At 52.0% G+C, this 22,228-nt stretch carries 21 protein-coding genes and 1 tRNA gene; 10 read left to right on the forward strand and 12 right to left on the reverse strand.

Annotated features, from left to right (window positions below):
- Positions 1-58: 58 nt before the first annotated feature.
- Together ACZ45B_RS04585 and ACZ45B_RS04590 are read right to left on the reverse strand one after the other, a co-directional pair.
- A complete protein-coding gene (locus tag ACZ45B_RS04585) occupies positions 59-2,587 on the reverse strand; it encodes a mannose-1-phosphate guanyltransferase (protein WP_096417069.1) in 2,529 nt (842 codons plus the stop codon).
- 233 nt (positions 2,588-2,820) lie between these two features.
- A tRNA-Met gene (locus ACZ45B_RS04590) sits at positions 2,821-2,897 on the reverse strand.
- A gap of 179 nt (positions 2,898-3,076) precedes the next feature.
- Here ACZ45B_RS04590 and ACZ45B_RS04595 point away from each other — a divergent pair.
- From ACZ45B_RS04595 to ruvX, 3 genes are all read left to right on the forward strand, one after another.
- Positions 3,077-3,955, forward strand: coding sequence for a hypothetical protein (locus ACZ45B_RS04595; RefSeq protein WP_024544699.1), 879 nt, complete (start codon positions 3,077-3,079; stop codon positions 3,953-3,955).
- A 105-nt stretch (positions 3,956-4,060) separates the two neighbouring features.
- A complete protein-coding gene (locus ACZ45B_RS04600) occupies positions 4,061-5,236 on the forward strand; it encodes a GNAT family N-acetyltransferase (protein WP_236612364.1) in 1,176 nt (391 codons plus the stop codon).
- Between the two features lie 36 nt (positions 5,237-5,272).
- Positions 5,273-5,707 carry a Holliday junction resolvase RuvX gene (ruvX, locus tag ACZ45B_RS04605; protein ID WP_024544697.1) on the forward strand — a complete coding sequence of 145 codons (435 nt, stop codon included), beginning with the start codon at positions 5,273-5,275 and terminating at the stop codon, positions 5,705-5,707.
- Here ruvX and ACZ45B_RS04610 read toward each other — a convergent pair.
- From ACZ45B_RS04610 to ACZ45B_RS04620, 3 genes are all read right to left on the reverse strand, one after another.
- Positions 5,704-6,153: a hypothetical protein gene (locus ACZ45B_RS04610; protein WP_024544696.1), complete on the reverse strand. Its 450-nt coding sequence runs from the start codon at positions 6,151-6,153 to the stop codon at positions 5,704-5,706. The genes ruvX and ACZ45B_RS04610 overlap by 4 nt on opposite strands.
- A gap of 122 nt (positions 6,154-6,275) precedes the next feature.
- Positions 6,276-8,000 (reverse strand): GTPase HflX, encoded by a 1,725-nt coding sequence (gene hflX / locus ACZ45B_RS04615; protein ID WP_397427641.1) that lies wholly within the window; start codon positions 7,998-8,000, stop codon positions 6,276-6,278.
- Between the two features lie 107 nt (positions 8,001-8,107).
- Entirely contained in the window at positions 8,108-8,680 is a 573-nt protein-coding gene (locus ACZ45B_RS04620) for a TerD family protein (protein ID WP_024544694.1), read from the reverse strand.
- An 18-nt stretch (positions 8,681-8,698) separates the two neighbouring features.
- Between ACZ45B_RS04620 and lpxD the strand changes: the two genes are divergently transcribed.
- A complete protein-coding gene (lpxD, locus tag ACZ45B_RS04625; protein ID WP_024544693.1) occupies positions 8,699-9,730 on the forward strand; it encodes a UDP-3-O-(3-hydroxymyristoyl)glucosamine N-acyltransferase in 1,032 nt (343 codons plus the stop codon).
- Here the strand turns inward: lpxD and dusB are convergent.
- The 4 genes from dusB to ACZ45B_RS04645 all read right to left on the reverse strand — a co-directional run bounded on the left by dusB (position 9,727) and on the right by ACZ45B_RS04645 (position 14,432).
- Complete coding sequence (dusB, locus tag ACZ45B_RS04630) at positions 9,727-10,755, reverse strand: tRNA dihydrouridine synthase DusB (protein ID WP_024544692.1); 1,029 nt, start codon at positions 10,753-10,755, stop codon at positions 9,727-9,729. The two genes, lpxD and dusB, sit on opposite strands and share 4 nt — an antisense overlap.
- A gap of 63 nt (positions 10,756-10,818) precedes the next feature.
- Positions 10,819-12,537, reverse strand: a complete 1,719-nt coding sequence (locus ACZ45B_RS04635) for a two-component system response regulator (protein ID WP_024544691.1) — start codon at positions 12,535-12,537, stop codon at positions 10,819-10,821.
- A 33-nt stretch (positions 12,538-12,570) separates the two neighbouring features.
- Positions 12,571-13,578 (reverse strand): PhoH family protein, encoded by a 1,008-nt coding sequence (locus ACZ45B_RS04640; RefSeq protein ID WP_024544690.1) that lies wholly within the window; start codon positions 13,576-13,578, stop codon positions 12,571-12,573.
- 146 nt (positions 13,579-13,724) lie between these two features.
- Positions 13,725-14,432, reverse strand: a complete 708-nt coding sequence (locus ACZ45B_RS04645; RefSeq protein WP_024544689.1) for a response regulator transcription factor — start codon at positions 14,430-14,432, stop codon at positions 13,725-13,727.
- Positions 14,433-14,662: 230 nt separating this feature from the next.
- On the opposite strand from ACZ45B_RS04645, the gene ACZ45B_RS04650 reads away from it, so the two are divergent.
- Complete coding sequence (locus ACZ45B_RS04650; RefSeq protein WP_024544688.1) at positions 14,663-15,283, forward strand: CPP1-like family protein; 621 nt, start codon at positions 14,663-14,665, stop codon at positions 15,281-15,283.
- 70 nt (positions 15,284-15,353) lie between these two features.
- On the opposite strand, the gene nusB is transcribed toward ACZ45B_RS04650, so the two are convergent.
- From nusB to ACZ45B_RS04665, 3 genes are all read right to left on the reverse strand, one after another.
- Positions 15,354-15,995 carry a transcription antitermination factor NusB gene (gene nusB / locus ACZ45B_RS04655; protein ID WP_024544687.1) on the reverse strand — a complete coding sequence of 214 codons (642 nt, stop codon included), beginning with the start codon at positions 15,993-15,995 and terminating at the stop codon, positions 15,354-15,356.
- 55 nt (positions 15,996-16,050) lie between these two features.
- A complete protein-coding gene (locus tag ACZ45B_RS04660) occupies positions 16,051-16,815 on the reverse strand; it encodes a DUF502 domain-containing protein (RefSeq protein ID WP_024544686.1) in 765 nt (254 codons plus the stop codon).
- 244 nt (positions 16,816-17,059) lie between these two features.
- Complete coding sequence (locus ACZ45B_RS04665) at positions 17,060-17,890, reverse strand: HpsJ family protein (protein ID WP_024544685.1); 831 nt, start codon at positions 17,888-17,890, stop codon at positions 17,060-17,062.
- Between the two features lie 95 nt (positions 17,891-17,985).
- Here ACZ45B_RS04665 and pgl point away from each other — a divergent pair, with 95 nt between their 5' ends.
- From pgl to ACZ45B_RS04690, 5 genes are all read left to right on the forward strand, one after another.
- Positions 17,986-18,786, forward strand: coding sequence for a 6-phosphogluconolactonase (gene pgl / locus ACZ45B_RS04670; RefSeq protein ID WP_464675004.1), 801 nt, complete (start codon positions 17,986-17,988; stop codon positions 18,784-18,786).
- Positions 18,783-19,619 (forward strand): FHA domain-containing protein, encoded by an 837-nt coding sequence (locus tag ACZ45B_RS04675; protein ID WP_024544683.1) that lies wholly within the window; start codon positions 18,783-18,785, stop codon positions 19,617-19,619. Before pgl ends, ACZ45B_RS04675 begins: the two co-directional genes overlap by 4 nt.
- A 156-nt stretch (positions 19,620-19,775) precedes the next feature.
- On the forward strand, positions 19,776-20,894 hold the full coding sequence (gene nuoH / locus ACZ45B_RS04680) for an NADH-quinone oxidoreductase subunit NuoH (protein WP_024544682.1): 1,119 nt from the start codon (positions 19,776-19,778) through the stop codon (positions 20,892-20,894).
- A gap of 43 nt (positions 20,895-20,937) precedes the next feature.
- Complete coding sequence (gene ndhI / locus ACZ45B_RS04685) at positions 20,938-21,546, forward strand: NAD(P)H-quinone oxidoreductase subunit I (protein ID WP_024544681.1); 609 nt, start codon at positions 20,938-20,940, stop codon at positions 21,544-21,546.
- 54 nt (positions 21,547-21,600) lie between these two features.
- Positions 21,601-22,218: an NADH-quinone oxidoreductase subunit J gene (locus tag ACZ45B_RS04690; RefSeq protein ID WP_024544680.1), complete on the forward strand. Its 618-nt coding sequence runs from the start codon at positions 21,601-21,603 to the stop codon at positions 22,216-22,218.
- The last annotated feature ends 10 nt before the right edge of the window (positions 22,219-22,228 follow it).

Genomic DNA, 22,228 nt, shown 5'->3' on the forward strand with positions numbered 1-22,228 from the left:
AGCCTGGGCGACCCCTGGGAATTTTCCGGAGACTAGCGACCCAGATCAATCGGCATTCCTAAAAGTCAGTGAGGTCACCGCTCTGCTCCCGTTCAATGAACGCTTGCACTTTGTGGCGGTAGTCCCGCAGCGATTCTTCTACCCACTCGCGGCTATCGCTATTGGCATAAATGTGAACCAGGGGCTCCCCGGCATCGGGTAGCACCAAAACCCAGTTATCGGATACTGGATCGATAATCTTCACACCGTCAATGAGCTCCAGGCGATCGCTAGCGTGGATTTCTACCAGATGGCGCATTAAGGAACCCTTGATCCGCCATGGACAACGAATGGTGTAAGACTTATGGAAAACCATGGGCAATTCGGCCCGGATCTGTCCCAGCGATCGCTCTTGAATCGTGAGCATTTCGATCAATTTGGCGATCGTAAACATCGCATCAAAGCCCGGGTGCAATTCTGGAAAAATAAAGCCCATATCACCGCTCCCCCCCAGCACCACATTGGGATTATTACGGCAGGCCTCCATCAGGGCAGTGGGATTTGCCTTCGTGCGGATCACGTGACCATCGTGGCGGCGGGCAATTTGCTCGATGGCACTAGAGGCGTAAACTGGCACGACCACCGAGCCCCGGGGCCTGGCCATCAGTAAGATACTGACCAGCAGGGCCGTTAGACGCTCCCCCTGGATTGACAAACCAGACTCATCTACCAAGGTGAGCTGTTCACCATTCGCCGCCACCTGTACCCCCATGCTCGCTCCCAGTGCTTCCACCACGTGGCCCAGTTGCAAGAGGAGCGATTCTTTCTCCGGGCCGACCGGGGAGCTTTGTTTTAAGCTGGCATTTAACACCACGGCATCGCAGCCAAATTTATTCAATAAAGTTGGGAGAACAGCCCCCGATACGGCATAGGCATAGTCAATTACCACCTTTGAGCCGCTGTGGGTGAGGGCGCCAACATTGAGATGATCTTCAAAGCGTTGGCTATATTGTTCAATGATCTGGGCCGGATAGGACATTTCGCCGATTTCGGCGATCGCCACCCGGCGGAGGTCATCTTTAAAATAAGCTCCTTCAATTTTTTTTTCTTTGGCCTTAGAAATATTGATCCCCTGGCTATCAAGGAATTCAATCAGGAGGTGATCCGAGCGCTCTGGGTGGAGGCGCACATGGATACTTCCTTCTACGTCAAAAATGCTGGTCATGGTGCGGGCAATGGGAATAGCCGTTGCCTGGAGATTTTGCACACAGACCCCCGCTGACATTAAACCCGCAATCAAAGAGCGGCTCACCATCCGCGACACACTGCGCTGGTCGCGGGAGACAATCACCATGGAACCTGTTTTAAGAGTCGAGCCATAGGCGGCCCCAAGCTTCACAGCGAATTCTGGGGTAATGTCAATATTCGCCAGGCCCGAAACCCCCCGCTGACCGAAGAGATTCCTTTGGGCGGTGCTGCCCCAAATAAGGTTGATATTAACGATCGCCCCGGCTTCAATACGTTTATTGGGCCAAATCCTTACTCCTGTGCCAATGTGGGCTTCTTCTTCGACGGTAGAAAGCGCACCCACCACCGCCCCTTCAAGGATATGGGCGCGGCGATCAATGCGGCTGCCTCGGACGACGGTACAGGCCCGGAGTTGGACTTCTTCCCCCAGGGTGACCCCATTCCAGAGGATCGGCCGCTTCAGGTCCGAGTCCGCCCCCACGGTGACGTTATCACCAATCACTGTGCCTGGTTCGATCTGAACCCTGGCCCCAATGCGACAGTTGTCACCAATCATCGCGGGGGGATGAATTTGGGCACTGTCATCAATAAAGGTATTGTGACCAATCCAAATGCCTGGCGATCGCTCTTCATAGGAATATTGCACTTGGACTTTACGGGCAAGGGCATCATACTGAGCTTTGCGATAGGCATCCAGGTGACCGACATCACACCAATAGCCCTCGGCCACATAACCATACATCAATTCACCCCGGTCAAGCAGGAGCGGAAAAAGATCCTTAGAAAAATCCGACTCCTCCTGGGCAGGTAGATACTGTAAAACTTCCGGCTCCAGGATGTATGTCCCTGTGTTGACCGTATCAGAAAAAATTTCGCTGGTGGAGGGTTTTTCTAAAAAACGGCAAATGCGCCCCCCTTCGTCGGTGATCACAACGCCAAATTCCACGGGGTTGGGAACACGGGTTAAAACCAGGGTTGCCTTTGATCCTTTTTCTTTGTGGAAGGCGATCGCCGCCGAGAGGTCAAAATCTGTGACACTATCACCACTGATCACCACAAAGGTTTCAGTCAGTAGTTCTTCGATATTTTTCACACAGCCAGCCGTACCGAGGGGATGGTCTTCTTCGACGGCATAGTGCATCTTGACCCCAAAATCACGACCATCTTGAAAATAATCCCGCATCACATCGGGCACATAATGGAGGGTTGCGATCACTTCTGTGATGTTATGGCGCTTGAGCAGATTGAGGATATGTTCGGCAATGGGGCGGTTTAACACGGGCACCATCGGCTTCGGTAAATCGCAGGTGAGGGGCCGCAACCTCGTCCCCGATCCCCCTGCCATCAAGACTGCACGCATAAAAAATCTCCGCTCTCTACCACAACATCAAAAGTATTGATCAGGCCCATTTCGTAAGTAATGGCTCAGGCCATGTCCTTGGCTATCTACCTGGCATTGTATTGTGCGGGGCTTGGTTTGATGATGATACTTGTGGAAGCGGTGACAATCCTTAAAATTCAAGGGGAGCAGAAAGCATCTAAGAAACAACAAAACCCCACCCGGAGGTGAGGTTTTGTTTTTGAATTTCGATTTGGTGGCGGGAGGCGGATTTGAACCACCGACCTTCGGGTTATGAGCCCGACGAGCTACCAGACTGCTCTATCCCGCGGCGCTTTTACTAGCATAGAACCTTATTCGGGAAATGACAACCCCCTAGGTCAGATTTTTTGAGCAGTGGAAGTATTTCGAGGGGTCTGGGGTGGAAAAAAGAAAATCCGGGGAAGGCGATCGCCTAAAATAAAAACGCAGATTTTTTTGCTGATTTCCTCACAATTCCTGGCATCCCCCATGAGCCAAGCCGATCCCCAAGCCTCCCTTGTCCGCCTCAAACAAGCCCTTGCCCAGTTGCAGCAGGTGGTGAGCAATCTCGAAGCTGATCCCACCGAGATTCCAGCGGCAGCTCTGGACATCCTCAGCAACGACACAGAAAGTTTAATTCAGCAACTACAGCGGGAACGGCCAGAAACGACTCCAGAAGTTATTACGCCTGTGGTAGAAGTTCCTGTCAACACGCCGGGGATTGAGGTACCTGTAACCCCCGTCCCCAAGGTGAAACCCCGCCGCGTTGAGCCCGTGCCCCGGCGCCCCCGCCGTCAGCCCTGGTGGCAGCAACAGAAGATTTGGATCGGCGTTGCGACGGTGGCGATCGCCTTTATTTTTATCTGGAAATTCACCATCCAAACGCCCCAAGTCAGCGAAGAAGTGGCCCAATCCCCCGGGACAGAGTCGACGGAGGAGGTCATCCCAGTCACACCCCAACCGGAAACCCCGACCCCTAAAGTCGCTCCAAACATCTCTGAACCCACCCCGACGCCGCTTCCCAGTGCGGCACCACCTAAGCCCCTTACCCCGGAACAGCGCTTGATTGCGGCGATCCAAAACCAGCTGGATGAGGTGACCCAACCCTATGGGGACAATATTGTGCGCAGTATCCAGGCAGATTTTGAGACAAACACCCTGCGGATCACCGTGGGAGATGCCTGGTACTTGCTGCGGGAAGGATTACAGGATCGTTTGGGCATGGACGTTTTGGAGTTGGCCCAACTGCTCGATTTCAAGAAAATGGTGGTGGAAGATTTGGCCGGAAATTTTGTTGCTCGCAACCCAGTGGTGGGCGATCGCCTAGTGATTGTGCGCCGTTACCAAGACTTTCAGGGCGATAGTTAACCTCCAGTTAAGCTCGGTTTTCAGCAGTGCGATCGCCTCCCAAACCCGTTAAGATGGGGGCAACAGTGGACTGATTTGGGGTACAACCAGACCATGACAGCGGGAATGAGCAAACAAGGTAAAGTATCGATTCGACCAGTACAATATCGAGATTTAGCGGCGATCGCCAACTTTGCGACCGAAGCAGAACTCGATGGGACTTCCCCCCTAGACATTACCTTGGCGGATCACCTAGAAAACACGAAAAATTTCTATGGCCTCGTTAAGCTCCTGAGTATTTTCCCGAATCCACGCCAATACAGCTTCCATGGCTATGTGATTGAGGTGGATAGCCGCTTAGTCGGCTTTGTGAAAATTTCCCCCTTCAACTCCTCCCAGAGCACCTGGCGCGTTGAGCAGGTGATTGTTGACCCTGGTTTTCCAAAATTGCAATACCATGGCGCAGCCCGGGATCCTGGCTCGGCCCTACTCCGATACTGCTTTGACCACGTGGTAGAAGCCCGTAACTGGGTGCTGGAAGTCAATGTAAACGCCCAGCAGACCCTCAGTCTCTACCGCCAAAACGGGTTTCAGCCCCTCGCTAATCTCACCTATTGGGCGATCGCCCCAGAAATCCTCGGTGAATTGGCCCTCCAGGAGCCGGCCCTCCCGAACCTGATGCCCGTGGGCAATGCCGATGCCCGCTTGCTTTACCAACTCGATACCGCCTCCATGCCACCGATGCTCCGGCAGGTGTTTGACCGCCATGTGCAAGATTTTAAAAGCGACCCCCTTAGTAATCTGGTCTGCCGCGTACAGCATTGGACCCAGCATGTAGATGTAGTGGAAGGGTATGTGTTTGAGCCCCAACGGAAGGCGGCGATCGGCTATTTTGCGGTGCAACTGGCTAAACAAGACCACAAACCCCACCATGGCCGCCTCACGGTACACCCGGCCTACACTTGGCTCTACCCGGAATTGATGATCAAAATGGCCCAGATTGCCCAAATTCGCCCCGAGCAGCCTCTTTTGACCACCTCCACAGATTACCAGCCGGAACGGGAGGAATTTTTTGAGACGGTGGGTGCTTCCCCCATGGAACATACTCTCTTGATGTCCCGCTCGGTGTGGCACAAGGTGCGCGAGTCCCAGCCCTTTGAAGCACTACAATTGTCAGGGGTGCTCCAGGGATTGCAACCGATGCGATCGCCGATTCCCAGTCGGATCAATTGGTTTAAAAATCACCCAAGCCTCAAGCTCCCCAAGGAGCACCACCAGCAGGATTTTTCCCCGGAAAATTAGTAAGTGTTTTGAGTTGAGTATTTTTAGGATCAAGCAATGACGACGGTGGCAGCCCTAGGCCTGGATATTGGCCGCAAACGAATTGGGGTGGCAGGATGCGATCGCCTGGGTCTTTTGGCGACGGCCCTAACCACCATTGAACGCACTACCCTCGAAGAAGATCTGGCAGCCATTGGCCATTGGGTAGAACAGCGCCAGATTGAAATTCTCGTGGTCGGCTTGCCTTACGCGATGGATGGCACCATAGGGAAACAGGCCAAACATACCCAAAAGTTTGCCCGCAAGCTAGAAGCGGCTTTTAATCTGCCTTTGGCCTATGTGGATGAACGGTTGACCTCTGTGGAGGCAGAAACTCAACTCAAGGCCGCCAAGCAATACGATCGCCAGCAAAAAGGGCTAGTCGATCAGCGGGCCGCCCAAATTATCCTCCAGCAGTGGCTCGAAGCCCGTCGGGTTGCCGTAATGCCCTAGGCGACAGAATCCGCATCATCAGCAACACTGGGGGCAAATAACTCAAAGGCTCTCTGGGAAAAACGCTGCAGGCGATCGCACACATCCTGGGCCGGTTGATAATTTCCCACCAGTTGCCACTGGGCGATCGTTGAGAGGCGCCATGCTTCCCCTTCGTGGTTAAAACCCGCCGTTTCGATACCAATAAATTTTTGTACTTGGTCCGCAGGATCAGTAAAAAAGCGAATTTGCACCAACATACTCCGGCCCTGGAACCGGGGACTCCAGCCCGGTAGGTGAAACCCGATATCAATGGAATCTGGGTCGACCCATTCGCGCGTTTCTGGGTCATTGCGCCAGGGCTTGAGGTCGGCCCGCGCATCGGGAAACTCCGCCCGGAATAAATTCACCACCGAGGCGATTTTTGTGGCGAGATCAACCCCCAAAGCCCGTTCTGATGCGTTCATCTTCCACCTCCTCCGCAAGATACGCTGCACATCCCTATAGCTTAACGATTTGCCGCCTAAACAAAGAGTATCAATCGCTGTTTCTTGAAAATCATTGGATGATCATACTGAGATGCTCTGACTTATAACTGTTTTAGCATTTGGGCCAGCCGTTGACGGAGGGTTTCAAAGCCGAGGCGATCGCTGGCGGAAATGTAGACAGCGTTGGGATGGAGTAATTTCGCATCCTGGAGCGCCTCGCTAGAAACTTGATCAAGTTTGTTGAAAACCAGGAGCGCCTGGGCGGGCATAATCGGCATATCGGCGAGGATTTTTTCCACCGATGTCAATTGGTGTCGCCAGGCCGGGTGGGACAAATCCACCACATGGATCAAGGCATCCGCTTCGGTCACTTCCTCTAGGGTTGCCCGGAACGCATCCACTAACGCCGGGGGGAGCTCATGGATAAACCCCACCGTATCTGTGAGTAAAATCGTTTGGGTTTCGTGGTTTTCATCGATTAAAGTGAGGCGTCGCGTCGTCGGATCAAGGGTGGCAAACAGTTGGTCGGCGGCATAAACTTCCGCATTGGTGAGGGCATTGATCAGGGTCGATTTTCCTGCATTGGTATAGCCCACAATGGCAAAGGTCGGTACATCCTGCCGTTGCCGTTGACTGCGCATCCGGGAGCGGTGGGCCTGGAGTTGATCCACTTCCTTCTGGAGGCGACTAAGGCGGCTTTGGATCGTGCGCCGCTCTGTTTCTAACTTCGTTTCCCCAGGCCCCCTCGTACCAATGCCCCCCCCCAGGCGGGACATGGCCTGACCCCGACCCACGAGACGCGGCAACATGTATTCCAGTTGGGCCAGTTCTACCTGTAATTTTCCAGCCTGGGATTGGGCCCGTTGAGCAAAGATATCCAGAATGACTTCCGTGCGATCGCAAACTTTTACGCCCAATTGCCGTTCAATGTTCCGTCCCTGGGCGGGGGATAAATCCTGATCAAAGACCACCAAATTTGCCCCGAGGGTTTGCACCTGGAGGGCGATTTCCTCCACCTTACCGGAACCGACCAAGGTTTGGGGGTGGGGTTTGGCGCGTTTCTGCTCCATTTTGAAGAGCACCTCGCCGCCAGCGGTGTCTACGAGCCGCTCTAATTCTGTCAAGCCATCCTGAAAGCGGCGATCGCCGATCCCTTCCGTTTGTAGCCCGACGAGGATCACCCGGTCATGGCCCGCTTCTACCCGTTGCGCCGTGAAGTCCCGCCGAAATTCCGCTTCGAGGTTTTCGACTAAATCCAGAAAATCCTGTTGGGCGATCGCCTCCAGGGATTGCGCCTCAGACACCTGCCAATAGGCGTGGGAAGGGTGATTTTGCGGCAGGAGATGGGACAGATAGACATTTTTTATATAGCCCACCGAGCCCCGCCCCCGTTGGGTAGAACCGCTCCCCGACAGGGTAAAGGTCACCAACGCATCCAATCTTTGCAACACCATCGATGTTAAACAAGCTTCATTGGGGGGATGATCCTTCGGACTAGCCGTCAGACAGCGAATCCCCGATAACCGCTCCGCCCCATAGCGGGGGAGTTCCAAGGGCGGAATTTGGGTTTCCCGGGGTGCGCCGACCCCCACGCGAATCACCTTACCCCGGCGATTAAGATAAATCGACACAGGCTGATTGAGCTCGCTACTGATGGCGGCGATGCGCTGGGCCAGTTCCGGCGTTGTCAGGCGATCGCCCGGCACTGACTGCTGATAGAGTCGTTGCAGTTGCTTAAGTTGACTACTTTTGAGACCTTTGAGGTTACCGTGAATAGTATCGATGGGTGTAAGTCCTAGACTGGCGTGAGTAAAAGTTTTGAGCAAGATCTTGAAACACCAAGGGATGATTAAGACCCGCCATAAAAGTCTGGCATCTGGATCAGCATAAAAATAACAACTGATTTACCGCCAAGAAATCAATAGCCAAGTGGTTACTGATAGCGATCTAAGAGCGTTTGCAGACCCCCTTGGTAACCATCACCAACGGCATTAAGACGCCATTCCCCAGCTTCATTGACGACTTCAGCCATTACCAGGGCTGTTTCCGTCGAAAAATGTTCCTGGAGAGAATACCGCAATACTTCACCTTTCGTTTCTACATTGACCAAACGAACATAGGCATTTTGTACTTGGCCAAAATTCTGACGGCGGGTTTCCGCATCATAAATAGAAATAATGATGACGAGTTTTGCGACATTACTCGGGATTTTGCGGAAGTCAATAATAATAACTTCATCGTCACCGTCTCCAGCGCCAGTTCGATTGTCCCCCATTAATTTCACCGATTGTTCGGGGTCGGGACTGGTCAAGTTATTGTAAAAAATGAAATGCTGGTCGGAGATGAGTTTGCCATTTGCCCCTAGCATAAAAATAGAAGCATCAAGGTCAAAATCTCCCCCAGAACCCTGTTTTACATCCCAACCTAAACCAATAAAAGCAGCAGTGAGACTGGGTGCGGCCTTCTTGAGGGAGATGCCTTGGCCTTTGTTTAGATTAATCGTCATTTTCTATCGATAAATTCAATGAACGTTTCTGAATTAATTCAAGTTTTAACGCCTGATCTCATTATGGATCATTCCCTTGGGAGTGACCCGGAGATTGTTGGAGCGGCGGCGATCGACATAGCTAAGTCCCAAGAAATTAGCTATGTCGAAGGGGGAAAATTTGCCGCTAGGGTAGATACTACCGAGGCTTCGGTGTTGATTTTACCGATAGATGAAGATTTGCAACAACGGGCCACTGCCCGGGGGATTGCTTGGATCAGTACGAAAGCGCCCCGTTTGCTGTTTGCGGCGGTGATCAAGGTCTTTTATCAACCCTTCCGTCCGGCACCAGGGATTCACCCAACGGCCATTCTTGACCCCTCTGTGCAATTGGGTGAGGATGTGTCCATTGGTGCCCATGTGGTGGTTTATCCAGGGGTGACAATTGGCGATCGCACTTGCATCATGGCCAATGCGGTGGTTTATCCGGGGGTGACAATTGGCGAAAATAGCTTATTGCATGCTAATTGCACAATCCATGAGCGAACCGAAATAGGCAGCAACTGTGTGATCCACAGTGGTGCGGTGATTGGTGCCGAAGGCTTTGGGTTTGTGCCGACGCCCCAGGGCTGGTTCAAGATGGAACAGTCGGGCATAGTTGTCTTAGAAAATGGTGTAGAAATTGGCTGCAACAGCGCCGTTGACCGCCCAGCGGTGGGGGAAACTCGCATCAAGGCCAACACAAAGCTCGATAACTTAGTCCATGTGGCCCATGGCTGCACCATCGGCTCTAACTCAGCCCTAGCGGGCCAAGTGGGTTTGGCGGGGGGCGTCACGATCGGGAACAATGTTTTGCTTGCGGGGCAAGTGGGCGTCTCGAACCAAGCGGTGATTGGCGATGGGGCGATTGTGAGTGCCCAGTCCGGGGTGGCCAATCGTGTACCTGCGGGGGAAGTTTATTCCGGTACTCCAGCGATTCCCCATGCGGTCTATCGTAAGGTTTCTGTGGTTATTAAGCGTCTACCGGAGATGTACGATACTTTCCGCAAGTTGACCAAAAATAAAGGTTAGATGGCGACGTTCTGAGGGCTTTGGGTTAGGCAAGGTTTCCCGGTGGTTTGAATTGCCTCAATGGCGGCATCGAGGAGAGCCTGACCTTCGGAGACCGTATTGATCTTATTCAGGCGATCGCGAAATTCTGCCGCCCCGGCAAAATCCCGGCAATACCAGGTCAAATGTTTGCGGGCTTGGTAAATGCCCTTTTGTCCTTTGTAGGCCCAGAGTCCATCTAGATGTTCCTTGGCGCATTCCAGCAGTTCCACCACCGTCGGTTGGGGGCGTCGTTGGCCCGTCTTGAGGAAATGGTCAATTTCTCCTACCAAGAAAGGATATCCCAGGGTCCCCCGGGAGCACATCACCCCATCGGCGCCGGTTTCTTCTAGGCAGGCGATCGCCGCTTCCACCGAAAAAATATCCCCATTGGCAATCACTGGAATCGAGAGGACCGCTTTGACTTTTTTAATCCATTGCCATTGGGCCTTGCCCGTATAACCCTGGGCCCGGGTACGACCGTGGACTGTCAACATCTGGGCCCCGGCTGCTTCTAGACGTTTGGCAAAATCGAGAATAACAATTTCCTCCTCACTCCAGCCCAAGCGGGTTTTCACAGTCACAGGCACATCCACCGCTTCCACCACTGCCCGCACGATCGCCTCGGCTACATCTGGTTGCCGGAGCAGGGAGCTCCCCCCCCCTTTGCGGGTAATTTTATTGACGGGGCAACCCATATTAATATCGATGGTTTGGGCACCCTCGGCCACCGCTTTTTTTGCCGCTTCCCCCATAAAGTCAGGCCGACAATCGAACAGTTGAATACTGATGGGCTGTTCTCCTGGGTCAATTTCCATCAACCTGGGTAGGGTCGCGAGGTGGTGAACTTCCTGGGCCCGCACCATTTCGGTGTACATCATCGAATTGGGGGCATAGCGGCGCACCAGGCGCCGAAAGACTAAATCTGTCACCCCAGACAAAGGGGCTTGTAGCACACGGCTCTGGAGAGTGACTGGGCCAATTTTGAGGGGGGCATCAAAGGTCATAGGCGATCGCCCTTGGTTGCCAAGATGGGTTAAAAAAGGTTTAGGAGTTAGGGGCATCAAAGGTCACCAAATTACACCGGAATATATTGGGTCAAAGGCCAAGCGTTCGAACTCTGCCCCATCAATGGGGTGGCCCAGCAGGAACCCTTGGCCATAGTCACAGTGCAATTGCCGTAAGCAGTCCAGTTCAGCTTGGTGCTCGATCCCTTCGGCGATCGCCTGGCGCTGTTGCCCATGGGCCGCAGTGATCAGGGTCGAGACAAGGGTTTTTTGGGCTTGGTTTTGGTGTAGATTTCGAATCAAGGCCGGGTCAAGTTTGAGATAGTCGAAGGGGAATTTTTTTAAATAATCAAGGGAGCTGTACCCTTGGCCAAAACCTGTAAGGGCAATTTTTACCCCCAAAGTCTTGATCGCTTTGAGCCGCCGGATCGAAGTGGCCGGATTTTTGAGCAGGGTAGCCTCGGCAAACTCTAGGGTTAGACAGGCTGGTGTCAAGGCATTTTCAATGAAAAGGCGGCTTAGCTCTTGGTGAAAATTTGCCTGGTTAAATTGCGCCGCCGAGAGGTTAATCATGATCTGGTAGGCAGGACTAGCTGGGATCTGCCAGTGGCGAAGCTGACGACAAATTTGATTGAGCTTGTACTGGTCTAGGGTATCGAGGAGATTATTGTCTTTGGCGATCGCCAGAAGCTCAGGGGTCGGAATGGCTCCCCGTAGGGGATGTTCCCAATGGAGTAGGGTTTCTGCCCCCACCATTGCACCGCTACCGAGATCAAACTGGGGCTGATAGAGAATAGTAAGCTGCTCGTGTCGGAGGGCATTTTGTAAATCTTTCGCTAGGTCAATGTCACTGGGATAGACCAACGGAGCGGGGAGGTGACGACTGGCCCACTGGTAACCATTAGGGCCTTGGGCCGCTTGGGCCTGGGCGACTAAATCTGCCAAGTTGTCTGCATCGGCCGGATATTGAGCAATCCCCACGGTGGCGGGGAGGGACAATTGTTCTCCCCCAAGGGTCAAGGGATCCTGGAATATCTCGACGATCGCCTGGGCGATCGCCTCGATCTGGTCATGAGCTTGGGGGGCACTTAATAGAGCACAAAATTGGTCTTCGGCTAACCGCACCAACCATCCTTGCTGGCGGCAGATTTCAGTTAAGCGGCCCACAATCCCTTGATCTAAGCTAGCCCGCTTCGGGGCATCATGATGGGCACAGACGGCGCTATATCCAGCCAAACGAATCGTCAATAGCGACAACTGCCCTTGGGTCGCATCAGGAAAATTGCAGGCGATCGCCTCAAAAATTTCCTGGAGGCGAAAGCGATCATCACAGTAACCATCCCCTTCCTGCTGAACTGGTTCAGGGGGACATTCAAAATTTATGTCCTGAGGCTCAAAATGCTGCTGGAAGGAAGAAACTTTACTTAAACGGGCGGCGATCGCTGATAACAAGTCTTCCTTCGTGAAGGGCTTTGTCAAATAATCATCTGCCCCGAGACGCATGCCCTGGCGAATATCCTGTCTTTCCGCACAGGCTGTCAGAAAAATGAACGGGATCATGGCCGTTTCTGGCTGGCTTTGGAGCTGTTGCAAAACCCCATAACCATCAATCCCTGGCATCATGACATCACAAATAATCAGATCCGGTCGAGCCATCATCGCCAGCCTAACTCCCCCTTGACCCTCCGCTGCCTCTAGGACTTCATACTGCTTCTGGCTAAGAATTTTACGGATGAGTTTGCGCACAATCTCATCATCTTCAATGATTAAAATGGTCGTCATAATCCCATTCTTTTTGGGCAGCTTACTGTCACCTTATTCCCCTCTAGTCTGATTTCCAGAAAAGCGCTTTGGACTCGCAGGACCGTAATTTTCAAAGCGCTCATAGGCTCCGACAATTTTCTGGACGAGGGGATGACGCACCACATCCGCATCCGTGAGGTAACAAAAACCAATTCCCTCGACGGATTTGAGAACCTTGCTTGCCGTAATCAATCCCGAAGACTGATGACTAGGGAGGTCTGTTTGGGTGATGTCTCCGGTGATTACCATCTTAGAGCCGAAACCCAACCGTGTCAGCACCATTTTTAGTTGGGCTGGGGTTGTGTTTTGGGCTTCATCAACGATTACAAAAGAATTACTCAGGGTTCGTCCCCGCATGTAGGCGAGGGGGGCGATTTCAATACGACCTTTCTCCATCAACTCGGGCAACTTCAGGGGATCAATGAATTGATAGAGGGCATCATAGAGGGGTCGCAGGAAAGGATCTACTTTTTGTTGAAGGTCACCGGGGAGAAATCCCAGTTTTTCACCGGCCTCCACGGCGGGCCTTGTTAAGATCAAGCGTTCTACTTGATCCTGGAGGAGAGCTTGCACCGCTAGCACGGCGGCAAGGAAGGTTTTCCCTGTACCGGCTGGACCAATACCAAAGGTAATGTCATGTTTTTGAATGAGCTGCACATATTGCCGCTGTCGAAAGGTTTTGGCCCGGATGTATTCGCCGCGACGGGTTTTGCCGAGGGTTTGTTTTTGGAGGTCTTGGTACTCTTCGACCTGGTGGGTGTCGATTGCATGGAAGGCGGTGAGGAAGTCTGGTTGGGAAATGTGTTGGGCGGTTTCCCAAAAGGGCTGAAGAAAGTAGAGGGCTTTGATGCAGCGGTCGACGGCTTTTTCACGACCCCGCACCAAGATATCTTGTCCCCGTAAAACAACGCTTGTCCCTGTGTGTTGGGCCAAAAATTTGAGATTTTCTTCTTTGATACCGGAGAGGGCGATCGCGCTTTCTAGGCTGGGTAGCGGGATGGTTTGGGAAGCTTCACTCATGAATTAGGCGTTGGGGGAAAGATTAGGCTTCTATTATAGGCAGCTATTGCAGGCGCCTTGGGGATGGCCGGGCGATCGCCTTTCACCTCTGCTGCAGTGACCGCAGCCCTGGGCTTTTCGCTTGAGAAGGTGGGGATGAATGCACATTACCCAGTCGGATTTGTTTCAAAGATATAGCCGACACCACGGATAGTCTTAATCGGTGTTTGGTGTTCCATCAGGGCTTCTAATTTGCGACGAATTTGGCCGATGTGGACATCTACAACCCGTTGATCGCCCACATAGTCATAGCCCCACACCGCCTGGATCAATTCGGCACGTCGCCAAACCTTATCCGCATGGGTTGCCAAAAAGTAAAGTAGGTTGAATTCGAGGGCGGTGAGGCTAATGGGCTCGCCATGGATAGATACTGCATGGCGCATGGAGTCGATGGTCAGCGCCCCACAGGTGAAGTTTTGCACTGGGGTCTGTGGGGTGGCGGCTGGCGATCGCCGCCGCCGTAAAATTGCCTGAACCCGATGTTCTAATTCAATAATGTCAAAGGGTTTGGTGAGATAATCATCGGCCCCTTGGCTGAAACCACGCACTTTATCGGTAGCATCAGCGCGGCTGGTCAGCATGAGAATGTAGGTATCCTTTGAGGCCTGCATCTGTTCGCAGAGGGCATAGCCGAGGGTATCTGGTAGATTGATATCGAGAATCACCAGGTCAGGGTCAAGGGATTGGAAGGTCTCCCAAGCAGATTGTCCATCACCTGCTTCAGATACCGCATAGCCTCTCTGGCTGAGGAAGCGGGAGATGAGGGTACGAATTGCAGGGTCATCGTCAACGACTAAAATTTTGGCACTAGCCATAGACTTTTCGGGGTGTTTTCAGGAAACGGCCAATGAAGGTCAGTTTCAATAGTTTACGATGAGATTCCCCATCGGGTTGTGTTTAGTTTAAATCTTGAAATTTTGTGCTAGGTAGGGCGGCGATCGCCTTCCAGAAAAGACGAGAATAAGAAACTGGTTGCCGATTGGGTTAAATTAAGAGACATAAGGACATTTCCATTGCGCCATTGCATGCTCACAGGAGGAGGAGAATGAGCGAACAAAATCCCTATAAAACCCTTGGGCTTGTAGAAACAGCTTCGTTTGAGGAGATCCAGGCCGCCAAGCAAAAACTTAGCACCCAATACCAAGGCGATCGTGCGGTGGTGGATGAACTCGAAGCCGCCTATGATGCGATTATCATGGATCGCCTGAGACAAAGACAACAGGGAACCCTAGAAGTACCAGATCAAATCCGCTTTGCCGAAACGCCGCCCAAGGAAGCTAAAGTAGCGCCAGTCACTCTGGATATGGAGAGACTACCCCAATGGCTGACAGACCTACGGGATACCCCAGAGCCGCAGACCTTGAACCTTGCCTTGGGGATCAACGGGGCGATCGCCATTGTCGGTTTATTTCTGAGTCCAGAACTGGCTTCGACAATCTTGACTGCAGCCCTCATGGTCAACATCTACCTGATCTATCGCAAAGAGCAACGATTTGGCCGGGCCGCCCTTATCAGTGTTGTTGCACTGATTCTGGGCATTGGTCTTGGCAGTGGTCTCAATGCTCTTCTCTCTAGCCTAAACGTTACCTTGGCGATCGCCACCGAGCAAATTTTACTCATTGCCAGTAGCCTGACCTTTGGCCTCAGCACCAGCTTATTACGCTAGGGGCCGGTAATTGGCCTGCTCCCCAGTAGGACACAAAACCCAAGCCAAAAAATAAATCCTACTTCACTCCTTATTCCGGAGACCCTTCCGTCCGCATACGGTCTGTCACCCGGCGCAACACCCCATTGATGAAACGGTGGCCATCCTCATCAGAGTAACGTTTAGCCAACTCCACCGCCTCATTGATGGCAACTTTGTAGGGTGTCTCTAAAAATAAAATTTCAGCCACCGCAATGCGTAAAATATCTCGATCAAGGCGCGGCAAACGATGATATTGCCAATCCACCAAAGATTGCTCAATGGTTTCTTTAATCTGCTCATTGCGACGTCGGAGCGTTGTGAGAATGTCCAAGGCAAACCCACGGACTTCGTGCTGTCGCGTTAGCTGTAAAAATTCCGGCAACTCCACCACATGACCCAAACGATTAATCGCAGCTCTCGTTAAGGTCAACGCATCTTGCACCATGGTGCGCGCACTTTTGACGTTGACAGCTAAGGTTTCGCTTCTTAGGAGTTGGTCTTCAGCCCGGGAAACTTCGCTGGCCGCATCTTCTAAAGCATCATGAATTTCGCCATTTAACGCTCGCACCGCCGCCAACATTAATTCATCTAGTTCCACCGCTTCTAGCTTTTCCGGATTTCCTTTGATTTGACTCAAACTCAAGAGAGCAATTTCACGGGCAACACTACGGGGCTGTTTACGGGCGGGCATAGTCAAAGGGGGGATAAACAATAAAAGCTAAAGATCGCTCAGACGCACCATTAAACTACACTTCTTCTTCCAGAGAAAGCATATCTACCTGGGGGGTATTCAAGTCATCGAGGGAGCGCTCTAACTCGCGGGGCTTTTTGCGGCGGTTTAAGTTTAAGGGCATAGTTGCCCGCATCGGCTTCCGGTCAGCTTCCAGATCAGGGCTAACAATACCGCCAGAAATCAAGATTTTGAACGCGTCTTCGATGGACATCGAAATGTTAATCACTTCATTTTCGGGAACCATCGCGTACCATCCAGAGGTGGGGTTCGGGGTGGTTGGGATAAACACACTCAGGAGTGGATCGCTCACTTGAGCCTGGAGCTGGGGGCTAACGGCCCCGGTCACAAAGCCAAGAGTCCATACTCCCGGTCGGGGATATTCCACCATAACGACACGCCGGAATCGACTCTGGGAATCTCGTAAAAGAGTTTCGAGGAGCTGTTTGAGGGTTTTGTAGATTGCGCCGGCCAGGGGGATTCCCTGTAGAATTTGTTCCCCGAGATCTAAGAGCCAGCGGCCGACAAAATTCCGTGCCATCAAGCCGATGACCAGAATGAAGGTGAGAGGAACAGTAATACCAACACCGATGTTTAGAGCATTGGTTAAAATCGGATCTAGGCCATCAAAGGGGTTGATTTGCTTCGGAATCTGAGTCAGGAAATTAATCACCCAAGTAGCGATGGTAATCGTCAACCAAATCGTGGTTGCTAGGGGAATCACGACAAGCAACCCGGCAATCAGATCATTTTTTAAATCTTGCTTTAGACGCTCTAACACGGTAGGACTGGGTTTCCTTAGGGAAGATGGTGGTGGACGAAGGGGATGATAAAAAGCGGTGCTATCAAATGGCCTGTCGACGGAGATTTGTTGATCTCAGGGGCGCTGAGAAGGGAAAAATCGGTGAAATGTTAAGAAAAAAGACGACGTATTCTATTTTACTGAATTCTCCAGGGTTGCCAATGTGTTTTATTGAAACTTTGCCAGGGGAGATCACAGAAATTGATTCTCCCCTTAAACCTATTTATTCAGGATCAACTGGTGTTTCGGATGCTGTGGGTGTAGGTGTGCCTCCGGTGTTTGTACGCGCATTTTGAATCCCGAACCAGCCAACCAGTAAATAACCGAGACCGAGTAGAAGACTCCGCACGCCAGTTTGTAATATCTCTTGAATCATATTGCGGGTGGCCCGACCGCGCTCTTCGGCTTGGGCTTCAACAACGCCGCGTTGTAATTCTTCCAGGCGGGCATTGAGGGCGTCTGGATCGGCGGCGAGGTCTTTAAATCGGTTGAGCTGCTCTCTCTGTGCTTCGGCCTGGGCAATTTGTTGGGGAGGGATTTGGCCAGAATTGAGGGCTGCGTCGATTTGTTGGAGTTGCTGGTCGAGTTCCTGCTGTGCTTCGGGATCTTGGGCAAGGGCTTGGAGTTGGGAAAACTGGGCTTGGACTTCTTGCTCTTGTTGCTGACTTTCTTGCTCGATGCGGGCGATCGCCTCTTGGCGGAGTCCTTGGAGATTATTGAGATGTACGGGAATGAGCACGAGAAAAATCACCCCGAGGATTAGGGCAAAGATAAAACTCAGGAAGCGGCCATCGGTGATCGAAACCCGGAGTTTGGCCTCTTTTTTACCAGCATTGGCCTCTAACCAACTGCCCAATAGGAGTGCAACGATCCCGATCAGGGGGTTAATCCCTTTGCCCACCACCTGATTGGTGAAGTTAATTTGCCAAGCATCGTTGAGGGGCATCCAAGGGAAGGCAACAACGACGTAGTCTACGAGGGAAGAAATTAGGAGTATGGCACCTAAAACCCTGAGGGTTAAGGATGTGAAGGAAGCAAAACGGACGTTATTCATACTTTATGTATCAGTCGATGGGCGTTTTTAGGGGTCGCCACTAGAATGACGAGTAACGCCATTTTAGGGGGCATCGTTCGTCCTCTGTAAAGTTTATGACAAAATACTTGGAAATTCTGGACGATCAGCTGGAGCTGATAAAACGCTCCCGTCGCATTGTTGTCAGCCGCATTCAAGAGGCGATCGCCCGTCGCGGGATCTGTACCATTGCCCTCGCTGGTGGCAGTACGCCCAAGCCCCTCTATGAAAAGTTGGCCCAGGAAAACCTCCCCTGGGAGCAGATTCATATTTTTTGGGGTGATGAGCGTTACGTCCCCGCCGATCACCCAGACAGTAACCAGCGCATGGCTCGGCAAGCCTGGTTAGACCAAGTACCCATGCCCCCGAATAATATCCACCCGATGCCCACCGACGCTGCGGACCCATACCTGGATGCGGCCACCTATGACGCTACCCTCAGGGCCTTTTTTGGCGATCAGACCTGGCCTGCCTTCGATATTATTTTGTTGGGCATGGGTGATGATGGCCACACGGCTTCACTGTTCCCCCAGACGGCGGCTTTGGCAGTAAGCGATCGCCTGATCACCGTCGGAGAGAAACAAGGGGAACCCAGACTGACCTTCACTGTGCCCCTGATTAACGCAGCCCACCACATTATCTTTCTGGTTGCAGGCCACAATAAGCAGGAAGCGCTCCAACAAATCTTTCACAGCGAGGCCGATGGTTTTGCCTATCCCAGTAAGCTCATTGAGCCTGACCATGGCATCCTCTGGTGGCTTCTAGATGCGGCGGCGGGCGATCGCCTCACCCCCCACGACACCATCTATCAAACGAATCCCCACCCAGCGCTTCAAAATAAAACCATTCTTTCCCCTGTGCCTATCCCACGGTCATGATTAGTTGTCCCAACTGTAACCATCAAAATCCTGACGGCGCCGTCCAGTGCGAAGCCTGTTATACTCCCCTCCCCCAAGCAGCGGTCTGCCCCCAATGTGGTGCTACCGTCCAGAGCAATGCTGCTTTTTGCGGTCAATGTGGCTTTAACCTCAAGCAAGCAGTGGCCAATATCACCTCGGAACTGCCCCCTACCGTTATCCCAAACCCTCCCACTGCACCGACTAGCCCCCCTGAGCTCGACCTGAATTTTCCAGAAGTCCCGGATATCGAATTGCCCGATTTTCCAGATTTTTTCGAGGCAGAAGAAGCCGCAAACCCTACGGTGGCCTTAGATATGCCTGAGCCGTCAAATTTCGACATCCTAGAAACACCCGACTCTCCTAGTTTCCCACCAGAGGTGCCGCTGGAAGCAGAAATGGGCTTTGGCAGTGCTGTAGAGATGCCCAATGCTTCCTCTCCATCTATGGCGACGTCCCCCCCTGTGGCCGCAACCCAAATCCAGGTACAAACAGCGAGCCTGCTCCATGTCCAAACCGATGTATCCCTTGAAATTCCGGCCCATCTAACGGTCATTCACATTGGTAAACCCAACGATACAGTGCCCCCAGATATTGATGTATCTGGTTTTCCGAATTCCGAAGTCGTTTCCCGCATCCATGCCGACCTACGCCAAGAAGCAGGGATTTATTATGTCGAAGATACAGGGAGTTCTAACGGTACCTATATCAACCATGCGCCCCTCCCCGTGGGCAATCGCCATCGACTCCGGCCAGGCGATCGCCTGGGCCTTGGTAAAGGCGATAAAGTAACCTTCATTTTTCAAATGAGCTAAAACAGAGAGCCCTGATTCCCCCCTCAAATCCCTGGGGGGTTTCGATGACGGAGTTTTCCGGAACAACGATATACTAATTCAGTGATGTCACTTTTGTTGGAAATCCCTGCCTCGATACATTTCCTAATAATCCATCGTGCAGGCTAAAGAACCCCTATGAATTCAGGAATCGATCTCCAAGGTAGTTTTATCGAAACCCTCCAATCCCTTGGGTTACCCCACGAAATCGCAAAGACCATTTGGTTACCCCTCCCCCTGTTGCTCATGATTATTGGCGCAACGGTGGGAGTTTTGGTTGTGGTGTGGCTAGAGCGTAAAATTTCTGCCGCCGCCCAACAACGGGTTGGGCCAGAATATGCAGGGCCCCTGGGGGTTCTTCAACCAGTTGCCGATGGTCTTAAACTTGTTTTTAAAGAAGATGTAGTGCCAGCAAAAACAGATCCTTGGCTGTTCACCCTCGGGCCTGCCCTCGTTGTGATTCCTGTGTTTTTGTCCTATCTCATCGTCCCCTTTGGCCAAAACCTTGTGATCACAGACCTAAACGTGGGAATTTTTCTCTGGATTTCCCTCTCGAGCATCGCCCCCATTGGTCTGTTGATGTCTGGGTACTCTTCGAACAACAAATATGCTCTGCTGGGGGGCCTCCGCGCCGCCGCCCAATCAATCAGCTATGAAATTCCTTTAGCTTTGGCTGTTCTGGCGATCGCCATGATGTCCAATAGTCTTAGTACCATTGACATCGTCGAACAACAATCTGGCTATGGCATTTTGGGCTGGAACATTTGGCGACAACCCATTGGTTTCCTGATTTTTTGGATCTCAGCCCTCGCCGAATGTGAGCGTCTTCCCTTCGACCTCCCTGAAGCCGAAGAAGAACTGGTGGCAGGCTACCAAACGGAATATTCCGGCATGAAATTTGGCTTATTCTATGTGGGTTCCTACGTAAACCTCGTTCTCTCGGCCCTGATCGTTTCTATTCTGTACTTGGGTGGTTGGGAATTTCCCATTCCCCTCGATAAGCTCGCAAACTGGCTGAGTATTGACCCCAATACCCCTTGGCTCCAGCTCATTACCGCTTCTTTGGGGATCATTATGACCCTGGTCAAAACCTACGCCCTTGTTTTCATTGCCGTATTGCTGCGCTGGACTCTGCCTCGGGTGCGCATTGATCAACTCTTAAACTTCGGCTGGAAGTTTCTTTTGCCCGTTGCCCTGGTGAACCTACTCCTCACAGCGGCTTTAAAATTGGCCTTTCCCTTTGCCTTTGGTGGCTAGAGCTTAAATTTTCTTTTTTGTCTACCTTCTCAACCCATGTCCTATGTTTAAGATCCTCAAACAAGTCGGTGACTATGCCAAGGATGCAGCCCAGGCAGCCAAATATATTGGTCAGGGTCTTTCGGTGACGTTTGACCACATGCGGCGGCGCCCAGTAACGGTGCAGTACCCCTACGAAAAACTTATTCCTTCCGAGCGTTTTCGGGGGCGGATCCACTACGAATTTGATAAATGCATTGCCTGTGAAGTGTGTGTACGGGTATGCCCGATCAACCTACCCGTCGTAGATTGGGAATTTGATAAAGCCACGAAAAAGAAAACTCTCAAGCACTACAGCATTGACTTTGGGGTTTGTATTTTCTGTGGCAACTGCGTTGAATATTGCCCGACCAATTGCCTCTCCATGACCGAAGAGTATGAATTGGCCACCTACGATCGCCACGAATTAAACTATGACAGCGTGGCCCTCGGTCGCCTCCCCTACAAAGTCACCCAAGACCCGATGGTGACCCCCCTACGGGAACTGGCTTACTTGCCCCAGGGGGTCATTGAGCCCCATGGTCTCCCCAAAGGAGCTCAACGGGCTGGGGAGCATCCCGAAGATATTCTGGCCCGGTTGAAAGCCGATCAAGCCAAAGAAACCGCCGAATAGGTTGATTTAAAGATTAAGTGCAGGTGTGAATTTAGCAGGAGTTTTAACAAAGCTGTGAATTTAGCAGAAGGTGTTCAAATTGTTTCGTTCGCCATCCTAACGGTGATGATGGTGGGTTCAGCGCTTGGGGTTGTCCTCTTTGAAAATATTGTTTATTCAGCCTTTTTATTGGGGGGCGTTTTCATCAGCATTTCTGGGTTTTATATTTTGCTCAATGCTGATTTCGTCGCGGCGGCTCAGGTATTAATTTACGTTGGGGCGATCAATGTCTTGATTTTGTTTGCAATCATGTTGGTAAACAAACAAGAAGATTTCACCAAACTACCGGGGCGTCTATTGCGTCAAGGGGCAACGGCCCTAGTGTGCTTAGGCTTATTTGCACTCCTCGGTACCATGGTTCTGGTCACCCCCTGGGCTTTATCGAGTCTCTCTCCGGCAGCGGTGGGCAACTCCGTGGTAGCGATCGCCAAACATTTCTTTAGCGATTTTCTGCTCCCCTTTGAGCTCGCCTCCCTCCTGCTCCTTATTGCGATGGTGGGAGCAATTATCTTGGCCCGCCGCGATATTATCCCTGAGATATCTGACACCGCAGTTGGTGGTACTGGCCTACAGCTGCCTGAGCGTCCCCGGGAGCTCGCTGCAACCAATAGCCCTAAATCTGAACAAAATTAAGCTTTTTTGA

Source organism: Picosynechococcus sp. NKBG15041c (assembly GCF_055380235.1).